Genomic DNA, 15,131 nt, shown 5'->3' with positions numbered 1-15,131 from the left:
AGGAGGACGGATGGCCGAGTCATCCGACGAGAACACCACGCCCGCCGACCCGACGGACGCAACGCCGGCAGAGGCCCCCGCGGCGGCGGCAACACCGGCAACACCGGAGGATGCGTCGGCGACCCCGGCGGCACCCGCACCCCGGAAGAGCCGGACGCCGCTCATCATCGCCCTCGTGGCAGTGGGCGTGATCGTGCTCGGCGGGATCGGAGTCGCCACGTGGGCCGGAGTGAGCGCGCTCACCAATGTCGTCGCCCAGGCGGAGCCCACCCCGGTCGAGACGGTCAGCGAGGAGCCGGCCGAGACGCCCGAGGCGGAAGCCACGCCCTCCAAGCAGGACATCATCGCCAGCGGTGTCGAGATCGCGAAGGCACAGGTCGAGCTGCCTGCCCAGATCGACGAGAACACCACTCTCACCGAGATCCTCGCCGAGGAAGACGCCGTCCACTTCGTCTTCGTCATCTCGGGCATCGACCCGTCGCTGATCGACGAGGAAACCCTCACCGCGAGCATGGTTCCCTCGGTCTGCGCCGACACGGACTCGCAGACGCTGTTCGCCAGCGACATCGGCGTGCAGTACACCATCAAGTTCGAGGGCTCCGACACCGTGTACGAGCGGGTCTTCACGGGCGCCGACTGCTGACGCCCGACACCTGACCACCACAGCAGCATCACCACCGCGGAATCACCACGAGGAGAACACATGACCGACCCGTCCAACGAACAGCCCACCCCCGCCCCGGCTGAAGGGGCCTCACCCGCCGATGCAGCCGCGCCCGGCACCTACGCGCCGCCCGTCGCCCCGCGCAAGAGCCGCGCCACGCTCATCACCGTGCTCGTCGCGGTCGGGGTGTTCGTGCTCGTGGGGATCGGCGTGGGTACCTGGGCAGTCGTCACCGCGCTTGCGGGCCCGACCAAGCAGGCGCTGATCGAGCAGAACGTCGAAGAGGCCCGCAACTCCTACGATCTCCCCGCACAGGTGGATGAGGTCACGATCCTCACCGACATCGTCGCCGAGGAGAGCGCAATCGCCTACCACTACACCCTCACCGGTGTGGATCCGACGCTTGTGACCGAGGATCTGCTGCGGAGCGTCGTGCAGCCTGCCCTGTGCTCCACTCCGGAGACAGAGAAGCTGCTCGACCTCGACATCGCGGTGAAGTACACCTACGAGGTCGAAGGCACGGACGACGTGTACGAGCTGGAGTTCACGAAGGACGACTGCTGATCCGCTGAACACCTGAATCGAAGAGCGTCGCCACCCCGGCCCGTCCGGGGTGGCGACGCTCTCTTGGGCGTGGGGTGGCTCAGGCCACTCGACGCCGCAGGCCCCGTGCCCCCACGAAGCCTGCGCCCGCCGCGAGGAGCAGCACCGCGAGGGCGACGCCGCCCCACGCATCCGCTCCGGTCGCGCCGAGCTCCGAAGGTGCAACGGTGAGCGCGAACCAGCCGATCAACTCGCCGTCCGCGTCGAGAACCGCGAGCCGGTGTGCTCCCGCGGGAAGCGACGCCGGGATCGTGAAGGTCACGCTTCCCGCCGCGTTCACCGTGCGCTGGCCGAGGTACGTCGGGGTGGAGAAGATCCATCCCTCGACCTGTTCTCCCGCGAGCTCGATGCTGATCTGCACCGTCACGGTGCCGCCCTGGACGGCCGTCGCCGGGCCGGTGATGAGGTTCTCGGTACCGGGGGTGAGGTCGCTCTCGTCCGGCGCATCCGTCTCGCCGCCGTTTACGGGTTCCGTCGGGTCCGTCGGGTCCGTCGGATCCGTGCCCGGGTCGGTCGGATCCGTGCCCGGGTCGGTCGGCTCGCTCTCGGTGCACTCGATCGTGCCGACGCGCAGTGAAACGCCGTCGGTGTCCGCGTCGTCGCCGTAGTACACCGGCTTCAGGCCGTCGGTGCAGGCGGACTGCGGAGCGAGCGTGAAACCCTCGTTCGCGTAGTTGGCGGCCTCTGCGGGGCGCGCGTAGCGGTGGGTCACCTCGTATGCACCGGTCTCGCCGATCTGGAGGGTGGCGGTGCGCCCTTCGCAGGCCTCATCACAGACGGCCCACAGCAGCTCGACCTCAGGGTCGTACGCGAGCTCCATCGCGCCGGGCGTCTCGATCGTCGCGACGCGGTGGGCGGTGGATCCGGTGAGGTCGAGCACGTACGCGTAGGCGTCGCCGGTGGCCTCGAGGGCGACCACGAAGATGCCGGTGCCGTGGTTCGGGTAGTCGGCAGGGTCGTAGGCCGAACCGGTCGACTCGTCGACGAACCCGCGCTCGGTGAGCACGGCATCCGGAATCCAGGTGATGCCCTCGAGCCCGGAGTTCGGGGCGATCGTGGGCACGTCGGTGGCGAGGTCCGACGCCAGGTTCCACTCGTTGGTGGCGAGCAGCTCCGAACCGCTACCGCTCACGTCGAAGCGCAGGATCGAGGGACGGCTGGTGCCGGATGCGTCGTTGTTGCGCTCGGTGGCGACGAACACGCCCGCCCCGGATCCGGTGCCCGAGACGGTGACGCCCTCGGCATCCGGGGTGCCGGTGCCGTCGGCATAGCGCAGGCGCTTGCCCTGGCCCCATCCGGATGCCCCGTTCCAGTGGGTGGGGTTGGAGGTGGAGGGGGTGAGCTTCGACAAGACTCCGGTGCCGTTGTTGACGGCCCAGATGACGTCGCCACCCACGAGCGGGGTCTCGTAGTCGAGGCCGGAGAGGTCGCCGCCGAAGGTGACGTCGGTGGGGACGGCGGTCATGTTCGTGCCGCCGGGCCAGGTTTCGACCGGCACGATGCCTTCGCAGCGGTTCGCCGCCCCCTTGGTGGGCTCGAGGGTGGTGGCGAAGTCGCCCGTGCCATCAGGGCAACGCCCGTAGGTGGTGGAGGCGTGGGCGGTCCAGCTGTAGCTGTCGATGAGGGTGGTGCCGTCGGCCGCGAAGAGCCGCGCGCTGTCGGCGCCACCGAGCCCGAATCCGCCGGTCACGTCGACGTCGATCGCGAGGTACTCCCCCGCGGCGATGGTCGTGCCGGTCGGGATCGCGAGGGCGTGGGTGTCGTCGTTGTCCTTCAGGATCATGCCGCCGACATCCTGGGCTGTGGCGCTCGTGTTGACGAGTTCGACCCAGTCGCCCGGGTCGCCGCCCGAGGACTCGACCTCGTTGATGCGGATCGGAGCGGTGCAGTCGTTCGCAGTGCCCTTGGTCGAGGCGGTGGAGTCGCGGAAGTCACCGGTGCCGTCGGGGCAGCGCGCCCAGGTGACGCTCGCGTGGCCGGGCCACGTGGTGGTGTCGGCGACGGTGGTGCCGTCGGCCTTGAAGAGGGTGGCGGAGTCGCCTGAGCCGAGCCCGAATCCGAGGAAGGCCTCCTCGATCACGAGGTAGCCGCCGGATTCGATGGTGGTGCCGGTCGGGAACGGGTTCGCGGTGTGGCCGGTGTCGTTGTCGCGGATGCGCCATCCCGTGAGGTCGGCCGAGTTCGTCTCGTCGAGGTTCTTCAGCTCCACCCAGTCGCCGGGAGTGCCGCCGGAGGACTCCACCTCGTTGATGACGATGTGCGGGGTGGCGGGCGCGGGGTCGGTTGCGCCGCAATCGTTCGCGACGCCCTTCGTGGAGCTCTCGGTCACGCTGAAATCGCCTGTCCCGTTGGGGCAACGGCCCCACGTGGTGGTGGCGTGGGCCGTCCAGCTGGTGCTGTCGACGAGGGTGGTGCCGTCGGTGTCGAAGAGGCGTGCGGAGTCGGCGCCGCCGAGCCCGAATGCCTGGCCGCTGCTGTCGTCGACCACGATCACCGCGTAGCCGCCGGCCGCAACGGTGGTGGGCGTGGGGATGGTGAACGCGTGGGTGTCGTCGTTGTCTTTCAGGATCAGGCCGCCCGCGTCGACCGCCTCGTCGCCCGTGTTGTAGAGCTCGATCCAGTCGGCGGGGTCGCCGCCCGAGGACTCGACCTCGTTGATCACGAGCACGTCGGCCGGGTCGACCGGCTCGGCGCACGCGTTCGCGGCGTCCTTGGTGGATGCGGCGGTCTCGGCGAAGTCGCCGGTGCCGTCGGGGCAGCGGCCCCACGTGGTGGCGGCGTGGGCCGTCCAGCTGGTGCCGTCGACAAGGGTTGTGCCGTCGGGCAGGAAGAGGCGCGCCTTGTCGGCGCCGCCGAGCCCGAAGCCGTCGGTGCCGTCTTCGACGTCGATCGTGTAGTACCCGCCCGCCGCGATTGTCGTATTGGCGGGGATCGCCTTGGTACGGGTGTCGTTGTCGTCCTTCACGATGTAGCCCGAGACGTCGACGGGGGCATCACCCACGTTCTTCAGCTCGACCCAGTCGCCGGGGGTCCCGCCGCTCGACTCCACCTCGTTGATCACGACGGTGGGGAGGGCGCCGGCGGTGGCGGCCTGGGTGGCGACGAGGGCGCCGGATGCGGCGATCAGGGTCGCGGTGGCGGCTGCGACGAGGGTGCGGATGTTGCGGATACGGGACGCGGCGTGGCGGTTCATGGGGTCCTTCGGGGGCGCGATGGGGGACATGCGAAGCCTGGTTGGTGCGGGTGACCCGGAGGTGAACGAGGGGTGGCGAACAGCGCGGTGATGTAGCCTTACATCATGATGCGCACGCAGATTTCGCTCGGCGAGGAGGAGCGTCGTCTGCTTGATGCCGAGGCGGCGCGCACGGGGCGCTCGTTGTCCGCGCTCATCCGCCACGCGGTCACCGTCGTGTATGCGCCTGCGGCGGATGTGGATGCGGATCTGCGCGCGATCGCTCACGCCGCGGGAGCTTGGTCGGGCCGTGAGTTCGACGGCGAGAGCTATGTGGAGAGCCTGCGCTCGGGTGGGCGCCTCGGTGGGACGATCGATCGATGACCGTGCTCGTGGACACCTCGATCGTGATCGATGTGCTCCGTGGTTCGGACGCGGCCGCGCTGGTACTGCAGGAGGCGCGCCGGGCTGGCCCTCTTCATGCGAGCGAACTGACTCGGCTCGAGGTTCTGGCGGGGATGCGCTCGGGTGAGGCGGTCGCGACGCGCGCTCTTCTCGACGTGTTCACCTGGCATCCGTTCGATGCGACCCTCGCGGAGTTGGCCGGCGAGCTCGGTCGCGCGTGGTTGCCGGGCAACCGTGGGATCGACACGGCGGATCTGGCGATCGCCGCGACGGCGGTCGCGCTCGGTGTGCGGCTTCTCACGCGGAATGTGAAGCACTTTCCGATGTTCGCAGGGCTTGCGGCGCCGTATTGAGGCGGCTTGCCGCCGCTCGACCGCTTCGGGGCTGGCGGCCTCACCCGTCGGCGCGCGACACCGTCTCGGACGTCGCCGAGTACTCGACTGTGAAACTCGCCCAGGCCCACGCCGACAGGGCAATCGCGACGCACAGCACGCCCGCCACGACGATCGCAGCGATGGCGAGGCCGCGGCCCCGGAACCTGCGCCTGCGCACGCGAACCAGGGCGACGATGCCCAGCACCAGACCCAGCGGCGGGGCGACGACGGCCGCCACAACAGCGATGATCGCCAAGGCACTCCACGTGCGCGGCCGATCGGCCGCTTCGGCGAGCTCTCCAATACCCATCACTGGCACCCTCGGCTCCCTGGCTGACCCATGCGGCTACTCTACATAGCTGCGTGGCGATCAAGTCAAAGTCGGGGCTGGAAACCTCACCCCGCGGCAAGCCACACTGTCTCCCAACCCATCGACACCGCTGTCGAATCGCAAGGAGGTCTCGTGGCTGACGAGCAGACCTGGAACGCCGCACGGCTGATCCCCACATCCGGAATCAACGGCGCCGAGGAGCAGGAGCGCCGCGCGACATCGGCACTTCTCGCCGTGATGGAGGCGGTGCGCGAGTTCTCGAGATCCCTCCTCGGGCCGCTGGGCGCGCCGGCTGGTCACGTGGAGACCTACATCGAGGTGCCCTTCGACCTGCCCGACGGAAGGCGCATCTATCCGGACGGTCTCATCCGCGTGAAGCGGGCCTCGAAGGAGTGGACCGCGCTCGTCGAGGTGAAGACCGGGGCGAACACGCTGGGACCGGACCAGCTCGAGCAGTACCTCGACGTGGCCCGCGACCGTGGATACGACTACCTGATCACGATCTCCAATGAGCTTCCCGCAGCGGCAGGGTCGCATCCGACGGTGGTGGATCGACGCAAGCTGCGCAAGGTCACCATGCACCACTATTCGTGGACCGAGATCCTTTCGCACGCGGTGCTCCAGAGGCAGTTCCGGGGAGTCGCCGACCCTGACCAGTCATGGATTCTGGGCGAGCTGATCCGGTACCTCGAACATCCGAAGTCGGGCGCCATGGAGTTCGACGACATGGGTCCGAGCTGGGTTCCCGTCCGTGAGGCAGTCTCCACGGGCACGCTGCGCTCCAGCGACAAGACCGCCGTCGACGTCGCATTGCGATTCGACGCACTGCTGAGATTCGCGTGCCTTCGACTCGGACGGCGACTCGGTACGGAGGTCGTTCCCGTGAGCACGCGTGCCGAGTCGCAGGATCCAACGCTTCGCACGAACGCGCTCGCGCACCAGCTGATCGAGGAGGGAGTGCTGTCGGGCGAGATTCGCATCCCGAACGCGATCTCGCCGATGCGGGTCGTCGCGGACCTCCGCGCCTCGAAGGTCACATGCTCTTTCGACATCGATGCACCGAGGACGGGCCGCGCCCTCACACGCATCAACTGGCTGTTGCGTCAGCTGAAGGCAGCTCCGGACAGCACCCGGGTCGAGGCGTTCGCGTTCCGGTCACGCACGGCGATGGCGGAGTTGCTACGCGACGCCCGAGAGGCCCCGGCGAAGCTCGTCGGCGAGCCCGGCAAGGATCTCAAGTCCTTCACCGTTGCGCGGACCTTCACGATGGGATCGAAACGCGGGGCCGGGCGAGGCGGATTCATTGACTCAGTGTTGGACGCCGTGGAGACGAGCTACGAGGAGCTCGGCCAGGTGCTGAAGCCCTGGGCGGCCGCGCCCCCGCGGTTCCGGGACCAGGACGAGGTCGAAGTCGATCCGTCAGTGTCGAAGAGCCTCGTCTCGACGGCAATGTCGTCGGTCGACGAGAGCAGCGCGCCCTAGTTTTGTACATTTTTTGCACATCGTCACTTAAGTGGCAAACGGACGTATACTGCGACCGTGAACTCGCTCAACCGCTCAGTGACGACGGCCGCGCTCCGGGACGACCTGGCAGACGTCGTCGGGCGGGTGTTGTATGGCCATGAACGCGTCGGCGTCACCCGCCACGGCAAGCTCGCCGCGGTGATGATCGGCGTCGAAGACCTCGAACTGCTCGAAGCACTCGAAGACGCTCGAGACGCGGCGGAGTTCCGGGCAGCCCGGTCCGCTGACACCGGAGAGCGCGTCACTCTGGAAGAACTGCGAGACGAGCTCTCCGAGTGAGGCTGTTTGCTGTCGAGTTCACCAGCTCGGCACGAGACGGTACGAGTCACAGTGTTCAAGGTCGGGCATCGGCGCGATGTGAACGAATCACGCTGAGGGCACCGAGCGGCAGACCTACTCCCCCGTCGCCCGCTCCAGCACCAGCTCGCGCACGCGCGCCGAGGGGCCCCTCGGGAAACTGCTAGCGTGCTTCTACCCCTCGCACTCGACGAAGAATGCACAGGTCCATGGAACCCGCCACCCGATACGCAGCGTTCGCCCTGCGCTCCGCCATCGTGATCGTCATCGTGTCGGGTCTGCTGCTCGGCGAACGGAGATTCGCGTTCTTCACGAGCCAGAGCAGCCTCATCGCGCTCGGGTACTTCCTCACTGCGCTCGTCCTCATGGCGCAGCGCCGGGCGACGGTCACTCCCGTACCCGCACTGCGCGGGGCGGTGACGTTCTGGCTCACGACGACCGCCCTCATCGCGCACTTCCTCAACAGCCACGGCACGAACCCGATACCGGGTCTCTTCGATCCCGACCCGGCCGTCGCGATCGACAACACCGGACTCTTCCTGCTTCACTACGTGTCGCCGATCCTCGTGCTGATCGACTGGCTCGCCATCGGCCCGCACGGCGTCATCCGCTGGCGCACCGCCCTCGTGTGGCTGCTGTACCCGATCGGATACGGAGCCGTCATGATCGTGCGGGGAACGCTGCTGCCTGCCGTGAACGATCGGTACCCGTATCCGTTCCTCGATCCGACCGTCGCCGGGATCGGCAGCATGAGCCTCGCGCTCGGGCGAATCATTCTGATCCTCGCGGCGATCGCGTTCGCGGTGATCGCGTTGGATCGGCTCGTTTCAATGCGAGCCCGTAGGAGAGCGCGCGTCGCCATCACTAACTGACGGCGCCACCAGCCATCCAGCTACTCCCCCGTCGCCCGCTCCAGCACGAGCTCGCGCACGCGCGCCGCATCCGCCTGGCCGCGCATCGCTTTCATGACGGCGCCGATCACGGCACCGGCGGCCTGCACCTTGCCGTCTCGGATCTTCTCGAGCACGTCGGGCTGGGCAGCGAGAGCTTCGTCGATCGCGGCGATGAGGGCACCGTCATCCGAGACGACCTTGAGGCCCCGGGCCTCGACCACCTCAGACGGGCGGCCCTCCCCCTCGATCACGCCCTCCAGCACCTGGCGGGCGAGACGATCGGTGAGGTCACCCGACTCGATGAGCGCAATCAACTCGGACACGTGCAGCGGCGACACGAGTTCCGCGGGCTCCGCCGAGCGGGTGTTCGCGATGCGAGCGATCTCGCCCGTCCACCACTTGCGGGCCTGAGCCGGCGCCGCACCCGCGGCCACCGTCTCCTCCACCTCGACGAGCAGCCCGGCGTTCTTCACGTCGCGGAACTCCAGGTCGGTGAAGCCCCACGCCTCCTGAAGGCGGCGACGGCGCACGGCCGGCGCCTCAGGAAGTGCGGCACGCAGCTGCTCGATGAGCTCCGGCGACGGCTCCACTGGCAGCAGGTCGGGCTCCGGGAAGTAGCGGTAGTCGTCGGCATCCGACTTGGGGCGACCGGCGGAGGTGACCCCGCGGTCTTCGTGCCAGTGACGGGTCTCCTGCGTGATCGTGCCGCCCGCCGCGAGGATCGCCGCCTGACGCTGGATCTCGTAACGCACCGCGCGCTCCACCGAACGGAACGAGTTCACGTTCTTCGTCTCAGTGCGGGTGCCGAGCTTCTCCTGCCCCCTCGGGCGCAGCGACACGTTCGCGTCGCAGCGCAGGTTGCCCCGCTCCATCCGCGCCTCCGAGATGCCGAGGGCGCGCACCATGTCGCGGATCGTCGACACGTACGCCTTGCCCACCTCGGGGGCGCGGTGCTCGGCGCCGAAGATCGGCTTCGTCACGATCTCGACGAGCGGCACACCTGCACGGTTGTAGTCGACGAGCGAATACTCGGCGCCGTGGATGCGGCCCGTCGACCCGCCCATGTGGGTGAGCTTGCCGGCGTCTTCCTCCATGTGTGCGCGCTCGATCGGGATGGTGAACGCCGTGCCGTCCTCCAACTCGATCTCCACAGAACCCTCGAACGCGATCGGCTCGTCGTACTGGCTGATCTGGTAGTTCTTCGCGAGGTCGGGGTAGAAGTAGTTCTTGCGGGCGAAGCGGCTCGACGGCGCGATCTGGCATCCGAGCGCGAGGCCGAGCGAGATCGAATACTCGATCGCCTTCTCGTTCACGACCGGCAGGCTGCCGGGGAGTCCGAGGCACAGCGGCGTGATCTGCGTGTTCGGGGCGGCGCCGAATCCGCCGGGAGCGGCCGGGTTCGGGGCGTCGCTGAACATCTTCGTGGCGGTCGAGAGCTCGACGTGCACCTCGAATCCGAGCACCGGCTCGAACAGCTCGAGCGCCTTGTCGAAGTCCATCAGGTCGGGCTTGGGCATGGGTTCGATTCTAGGTTGCGGCGCGGGGGCGGATGCGCGCGGGGCGGGCGGACTCGCGGCGCTGTGGTGCGGCGGTGCGGCGGTCCTCACCCGCACGATCCTCAGCGCTGGGTCGCCACCGACTCGATGTACTGCTTGAAGTTCGCCAGATCGCGCTTCACCGCAAGATTGCCTGCGCCCATCCGCGCCGCAAGGGCCTGCATCGCACCCATCGGCTCCCAGTCGATCTGCACACTTACGCGGGTGCTCGATCCGAGCGCCTCGAAGGTGACGAGCCCCACATGGTTCGATTCGCCGCCGGTCGTGCGCCAGGCCATGCTCTCGTCCGTGCGACGCTCCGTGATCACGGTGTCGAACTCCCGGTAGCTGCCGCCGACCTTCACCTTCCAGTGCTGGTGCGTGTCGTCGATCGGCGTGATCCGATCCGGATCGTCGAGGAATTGAGAGAACGACTCGAACTGCGCCCACTGCGCATAGACGGTCGAGACGGGCACATCAACTTCAATGGCCCCCACAATTCTCGGCATAACACAACCACCCCCGGGGTACGCGACCCAGTACAACTGCAATCAATTTTACCCGCGAGGGCCTTGACTGGGGGACAGACCTGAACTACCGGGCGATCACGCGCGTGTGGAGCACCACGCCCAGACCACGAGGACGGGCTGGAAGAAGAGGCGGGCGAAGCGCTTGCCGTCGGTGTCGAGGCCGAATCCGTCGCGGCGTCGCACCCACTGCGAGACGTTGCCGGGAAAGACGGCCACGAAGAACGCCGCTGCGAGCGCGCCGACCTTCGGGCGGATGCGGCGGGGCGCCACGACGAGCGCCGCACCGAGTGCGATCTCGACAACCCCGGATGCGACGACCGTCGTGTCGGGATCCAGAGGCACCCAGTCGGGCACCTGCGCCTGGAACTCCTGGCGCGCCGACGTCAGGTGCGCGACCCCCGCGCCAGCGAGTGCAGCACCGAGGGCCAGCCGGAGGAGGTTTCGCGACGCGCTCATGCCCCCATCCTCACCCCCCAATCCCCAATCCCCCATCCCGCGAGATGTCGAAAACTGCAGGTTTCGCACGTCGAGATGTGCAAATACGGACATCTCGCGGGATAGGGACTCTGGCGCGAGGTCTCCTCGGATGTGTACGCTGTCCACATTTGACGAGGAGGTTCAGATGACTGCCGTTCCCCCGATCGTGGATGCCGAGAGCTGGCGACGCGAACTCGACGCCCTGCGCATCCGCGAGAAGGCCGCGACACGCGAGCTGGACGCGATCGCCGCGCAAAGGAGGCGACTGCCGATGGTCGAGATGCCGGACTACACGCTCGACGGCCCGAACGGCCCCATCCGTTTCGTCGACATCTTCGAGGGGCGCAGCCAGCTCATCACCTACCACCACATGTGGCGCGACGGCGCGGAGTGGCAGTGCATCGGGTGCACCGGCCTGACCTCGCAGTTCACCCGTCTCGAATTCCTCAAGGAGTTCGACGCGAAGTTCGTGATCGTGACCCAGGGCGCGATCGATGAGGCGCTCGCCTACCGCGAGAAGGTCGGCAACCGGATGGAGTGGTACTCGACCGCGCGCAGCGACTTCGGCGCGGATGTGGACGCTCCCCGAGGAGGTGGGTTCGCGGTGAACGTCTTCCTGCGCGACGGCGACACCGTGTACCGCACGTGGCACTCGACCGGACGCGGCGCCGAATCACTCGGCTACACGTTCTCACTCATCGACCTGTTGCCGTATGGGCGCCAGGAGACGTGGCAGGACTCCCCGGAGGGATGGCCGCAGTCCGATGACTTCAATCGGTGGCCGAGCCATCGAGACATCGCCGCCGCCTACGGCCCCGCTTGACTCGCCCCGCCCGCGTAGGGGGAGCGCACGGCCCCGCGAGATGTCCATTTCTGCACATCTCGCATGTCGAGATGTGCAGAAATGGACATCTCGCGGGATGGCATGGGCGCAGCGCGGCGCAGCGCGCGGAACGCGCCGCGCCGACTCAGAGGGACGGGGCCTGCGCGAGCAAGGGGCCGCCCCAGCGGGATTCGAGCAGCTGCTCGAGGGCCGCGCCCACCGTGTAGAGGCGGGCGTCCTCACGGGCGGGAGCCATGAACTGGATGCCCACCGGCAGGCCGTCCTCCGACGCCAGCCCAGACGGCAAGGAGATGCCCGGCACGCCGGCGAGGTTCGCCGGGATCGTCGTCAGGTCGTTGAGGTACATCGCGAGCGGGTCGTCGACCTTCGAGCCCAGCGGGAACGCGGTCGTCGGTGCCGACGGGGTGGCCAGCACATCCGCCTTCTCGAACGCGGCCGCGAAGTCGCGCTGGATGAGCGTGCGCACCTTCTGCGCCGAGCCGTAGTACGCGTCGTAGTAGCCGGCCGAGAGGGCGTAGGTACCGAGGATGATGCGGCGCTTCACCTCATCGCCGAAACCCGCCTCGCGGGTCGCCGACATGACGTCCTCGACGGTCGGCTGGCCGTCTGGCGTCACGCGCAGCCCGAATCGCACCGAATCGAACTTGGCGAGGTTGCTCGACGCCTCGGCCGGGAGGATCAGATAGTACGCGGCGATCGCGTACTGGAACGACGGCGCCGACACCTCGACGATCTCAGCACCCGCCTCTTCAAGCAGTGCGAGCGACTCCTGGAACCGCTCCACGACACCCGGCTGGAAGCCCTCGCCGCCGGCCAGCTCCGAGACCACGCCGACGCGCAGCCCCTTCACCGAGCCCTCGCGCCGGCCGGCGCGCGCCGCGTCGGCGAACGACGGCCACGCATCCGGAATCGACGTCGAGTCGTGCGGGTCGTGCCCGCCGATCACATCGTGCAGCAGGCCCGCGTCGAGCACCGTCCGCGTCACCGGGCCCACCTGATCGAGTGACGACGCCAACGCGATCGCGCCGTAACGGGAGACCCCGCCGTAGGTCGGCTTCATGCCCACCGTGCCCGTGACCGACGCCGGCTGACGGATCGATCCGCCGGTGTCGGAACCGAGCGCGAGCGGGGCCTCGAATGCGGCAAGCGCCGCCGCCGAGCCGCCGCCGGATCCGCCGGGGATGCGGGTCAGATCCCAGGGGTTGTGTGTGTTGCCGTACGCGGAGTGCTCCGTCGAGGAGCCCATCGCGAACTCGTCCATGTTGGTCTTGCCGAGCGGCACGAGTCCCGCCCGCCGCATCCGAGCGACCACGGTCGCGTCGTACGGCGGCACCCAGCCCTCGAGGATCTTCGACCCGGAAGTCGAGGGCATGTCGAGCGTGCAGAGGACATCCTTGATGGCCACCGGGACCCCGGCGAGACCGGATGCGGTTCCCGCGGCACGGGCCGCATCCACCGCCTCGGCGGTCTCGATCGCCTTCTCGTTCACGTGGAGGAACGCGTGTACGTCGCCGTCGACCGCGGCGATGCGGTCGAGGTGGGCGCGCGTGATCTCGACGCTCGAGACTTCGCCGCCGTCGAGCAGCGCCGCGAGCTCCGACGCGGGCAGGCGGGTCAGGTCGCTCACTGCTCCTCCCCCAGGATCGAGGTGACCTTGAAGAAGTCGCCGTCGCGCTCCGGAGCGCCCGCGAGCGCCTCGTCGGGCGTGAGCGGAGTGCCCACCACATCCGGCCGGGTCACCGTGCCGAGCGCGATCGGGTGACTCGTCGCGGGCACGTCTTCTGTGGCGACCTGACGCACCGTGGCGACCGCGTCGACGATCTGCGACAGCTCGCCGGTCAGCCTCTGCACCTCGTCGTCGGCGATGCCGATTCGTGCGAGCTGCGCGAGATGGCGCACGACTTCCGGAGTGATCTCAGACACGACCTCCATCCTAGGAGCCGCGGCACGCCCGGCCGATCGCGTCAGCGCAGGAGGTACGTCCGCGACGACGTGCCGCTCTTGCCGAGCTTCTTGAGCGCGTCGCCCGCACTACGGTTCGCGTCCGTCACGAGAGATCCCTCGCCGATGCCGATGAGGGCCATGTTGCGCAGCGAACTCCCGCCCGGCGCGAAGTACTCGTTGTGCGACGTCGCACCCGTGAGCGCCTCGCCCGTAACCGGGTCAGTGCCGGGCGCGACCGAGAAGCGGTGCGCCCCATACGCGGCCGACGTGGGCTGGCTCCCGAACACGCCGGATGCGGGGATCGGATCCCAGTCCGCGGCACCCACCCACACGTTGGCGTCGGCGACGTGCAACTCGGCCACCGAGCGCGCGGGGCTGCCCGGGGAGCCGACCAGTGCGAGGGCATCGACCGCCACGTCGTCCTCTGCCAGCGACAACAGCGCGGCGGTCGAGCCGTAGGAGTGCGCGAGCACACTGAGGTACGGCTCGTCGTCGGTGCGCGAACCCGCGAGTCCCTTCAGCGACGCCGTCAGGGCGTCCTGACCTTCGCGCGCGAGTTCCATCGAGGCGACGTTCACGAGGCTCGGCGTGCGGTACCCGATCCAGGCCACCGCCGCGACCGTCGCGTCGCCGTCCGGGTGCAGGCGGGCAAGCCACTCCTCCTGCTCCACCACGAGATCCTCGGCGGTGTCCGCCCAGGCGCCGATCTGGGCATCGACGCCGAAGAACATGCCGGGCACGAGGAAGCTCACGTAGTCGGCGCGTGCGATGTCGCCGACGGCGATCACCGCCCGCCCCTCCCCCTCGGGGTCGAGGTTCACGAGGCGTCGCACGTGGCCATCAGTGCTCACGAGGGCGTTCTCGACCTCCGTGAGCATGTGCTCGCGGCTCACGAGCTCATCCCGCTCGGCGCGGCCGACGAATCCGTCAAGTGTCTCGCGGAGATCGTCGAGCGAAGCAAACAGCACCCGCCGGTTCGCTGCGTCGCGCGTGCCATACGGCACACCCTCGAGGCCGCCGACGAGGTTCGGCGCCTCGTTGAGCAGCGCTCGTCGGCCCTCGACCGGAGCGGATGCCCACCACGTGGCGACCGATGCCGACGTCGGTGGGTCGGCGAGCATCTCGCTGACGACCTGCGGATTCGACTCGAGGTAGCTCGCGATGTCACGGCGTGGGAGTGTGCTGAGGCGGTCGAGAAGCACGATGCCCTGGAGCTGCGAGATGGGGACCGAGGTGCCTGCGACCGGCCCGAGAGACGTGATGAGCGAGTCAGCGGATGCCGCGGATGCGCCCGACGCGCCCAGGGTCGATGCGGTCGGGTCGAAGGAGGTGGTCGCGGAGTGCTCCGAGTTCGCCGTTGCGATGATCGAGGTGAGCGAAGGCCCGGGCACATGGTCTGCGGGCATGACGAAGGCCCCGGTCACGAAGACCGGGGCGGCCCAGAGCAATGCGATCTCGATCAGCTGATTGCCTTCCCAGTGACTCTCAGCAGCGAACACCTCATTCTACCGCCGGAATACGGGGTTGCGAGATGAGAA

Annotated in this window: 16 protein-coding genes; 8 read left to right on the top strand and 8 right to left on the bottom strand. The window is 68.5% G+C overall.

From position 1 onward, the window contains the following. The first annotated feature begins 10 nt into the window (after positions 1–10). Positions 11–643 carry a hypothetical protein gene (locus tag FVQ89_RS09440; protein ID WP_147901716.1) on the top strand — a complete coding sequence of 211 codons (633 nt, stop codon included), beginning with the start codon at positions 11–13 and terminating at the stop codon, positions 641–643. A 60-nt stretch (positions 644–703) separates the two neighbouring features. Further along, the gene (locus FVQ89_RS09435) at positions 704–1,228 is read left to right on the top strand and encodes a hypothetical protein (protein ID WP_147901715.1); all 525 of its coding nucleotides are present in this window, start codon (positions 704–706) and stop codon (positions 1,226–1,228) included. 79 nt (positions 1,229–1,307) lie between these two features. On the opposite strand, the gene FVQ89_RS09430 is transcribed toward FVQ89_RS09435, so the two are convergent. Then, positions 1,308–4,490, bottom strand: a complete 3,183-nt coding sequence (locus FVQ89_RS09430; protein WP_147901714.1) for a lamin tail domain-containing protein — start codon at positions 4,488–4,490, stop codon at positions 1,308–1,310. 75 nt (positions 4,491–4,565) lie between these two features. Here FVQ89_RS09430 and FVQ89_RS09425 point away from each other — a divergent pair, with 75 nt between their 5' ends. Together FVQ89_RS09425 and FVQ89_RS09420 are read left to right on the top strand one after the other, a co-directional pair. Then, complete coding sequence (locus tag FVQ89_RS09425) at positions 4,566–4,823, top strand: ribbon-helix-helix protein, CopG family (RefSeq protein ID WP_147901713.1); 258 nt, start codon at positions 4,566–4,568, stop codon at positions 4,821–4,823. Further along, positions 4,820–5,197, top strand: a complete 378-nt coding sequence (locus tag FVQ89_RS09420; RefSeq protein WP_147901712.1) for a type II toxin-antitoxin system VapC family toxin — start codon at positions 4,820–4,822, stop codon at positions 5,195–5,197. The genes FVQ89_RS09425 and FVQ89_RS09420 overlap by 4 nt, the downstream gene beginning before the upstream one ends. 40 nt (positions 5,198–5,237) lie before the next feature. On the opposite strand, the gene FVQ89_RS09415 is transcribed toward FVQ89_RS09420, so the two are convergent. Further along, positions 5,238–5,528, bottom strand: coding sequence for a DUF4190 domain-containing protein (locus tag FVQ89_RS09415; protein ID WP_147901711.1), 291 nt, complete (start codon positions 5,526–5,528; stop codon positions 5,238–5,240). A gap of 153 nt (positions 5,529–5,681) precedes the next feature. Between FVQ89_RS09415 and FVQ89_RS09410 the strand changes: the two genes are divergently transcribed. From FVQ89_RS09410 to FVQ89_RS09400, 3 genes are all read left to right on the top strand, one after another. Next, positions 5,682–7,031 (top strand): hypothetical protein, encoded by a 1,350-nt coding sequence (locus FVQ89_RS09410; protein WP_255513529.1) that lies wholly within the window; start codon positions 5,682–5,684, stop codon positions 7,029–7,031. A 57-nt stretch (positions 7,032–7,088) separates the two neighbouring features. After that, a complete protein-coding gene (locus tag FVQ89_RS09405; protein ID WP_147901710.1) occupies positions 7,089–7,352 on the top strand; it encodes a type II toxin-antitoxin system prevent-host-death family antitoxin in 264 nt (87 codons plus the stop codon). A gap of 227 nt (positions 7,353–7,579) precedes the next feature. Next, positions 7,580–8,242, top strand: a complete 663-nt coding sequence (locus tag FVQ89_RS09400) for a Pr6Pr family membrane protein (protein WP_147901709.1) — start codon at positions 7,580–7,582, stop codon at positions 8,240–8,242. 20 nt (positions 8,243–8,262) lie between these two features. On the opposite strand, the gene gatB is transcribed toward FVQ89_RS09400, so the two are convergent. The 3 genes from gatB to FVQ89_RS09385 form a co-directional block, all read right to left on the bottom strand. Next, positions 8,263–9,780, bottom strand: coding sequence for an Asp-tRNA(Asn)/Glu-tRNA(Gln) amidotransferase subunit GatB (gene gatB / locus FVQ89_RS09395; RefSeq protein WP_147901708.1), 1,518 nt, complete (start codon positions 9,778–9,780; stop codon positions 8,263–8,265). A 101-nt stretch (positions 9,781–9,881) separates the two neighbouring features. Then, positions 9,882–10,307: an SRPBCC family protein gene (locus FVQ89_RS09390; protein ID WP_147901707.1), complete on the bottom strand. Its 426-nt coding sequence runs from the start codon at positions 10,305–10,307 to the stop codon at positions 9,882–9,884. A gap of 96 nt (positions 10,308–10,403) precedes the next feature. Beyond that, entirely contained in the window at positions 10,404–10,784 is a 381-nt protein-coding gene (locus tag FVQ89_RS09385) for a DoxX family protein (RefSeq protein WP_147901706.1), read from the bottom strand. Between the two features lie 166 nt (positions 10,785–10,950). On the opposite strand from FVQ89_RS09385, the gene FVQ89_RS09380 reads away from it, so the two are divergent. Beyond that, positions 10,951–11,628, top strand: a complete 678-nt coding sequence (locus FVQ89_RS09380) for a DUF899 family protein (RefSeq protein ID WP_147901705.1) — start codon at positions 10,951–10,953, stop codon at positions 11,626–11,628. 145 nt (positions 11,629–11,773) lie between these two features. Here the strand turns inward: FVQ89_RS09380 and gatA are convergent, their stop codons facing one another. The 3 genes from gatA to FVQ89_RS09365 are packed head-to-tail and all read right to left on the bottom strand — an operon-like array spanning position 11,774 to position 15,092. Next, positions 11,774–13,276 (bottom strand): Asp-tRNA(Asn)/Glu-tRNA(Gln) amidotransferase subunit GatA, encoded by a 1,503-nt coding sequence (gene gatA / locus FVQ89_RS09375; RefSeq protein WP_147901704.1) that lies wholly within the window; start codon positions 13,274–13,276, stop codon positions 11,774–11,776. Then, a complete protein-coding gene (gene gatC / locus FVQ89_RS09370) occupies positions 13,273–13,572 on the bottom strand; it encodes an Asp-tRNA(Asn)/Glu-tRNA(Gln) amidotransferase subunit GatC (RefSeq protein ID WP_147901703.1) in 300 nt (99 codons plus the stop codon). The genes gatA and gatC overlap by 4 nt, the downstream gene beginning before the upstream one ends. A gap of 41 nt (positions 13,573–13,613) precedes the next feature. Further along, the gene (locus FVQ89_RS09365; RefSeq protein WP_147901702.1) at positions 13,614–15,092 is read right to left on the bottom strand and encodes an alpha/beta hydrolase; all 1,479 of its coding nucleotides are present in this window, start codon (positions 15,090–15,092) and stop codon (positions 13,614–13,616) included. Between the last annotated feature and the right edge of the window lie 39 nt (positions 15,093–15,131).

It is taken from the genome of Homoserinibacter sp. GY 40078, from assembly GCF_008017545.1.
In the GTDB taxonomy this organism is placed as follows: domain Bacteria; phylum Actinomycetota; class Actinomycetes; order Actinomycetales; family Microbacteriaceae; genus Homoserinibacter.
The sequence above is the reverse complement of the archived record's forward strand: the minus strand, read 5'-3'. Positions and strand labels throughout refer to the sequence as shown.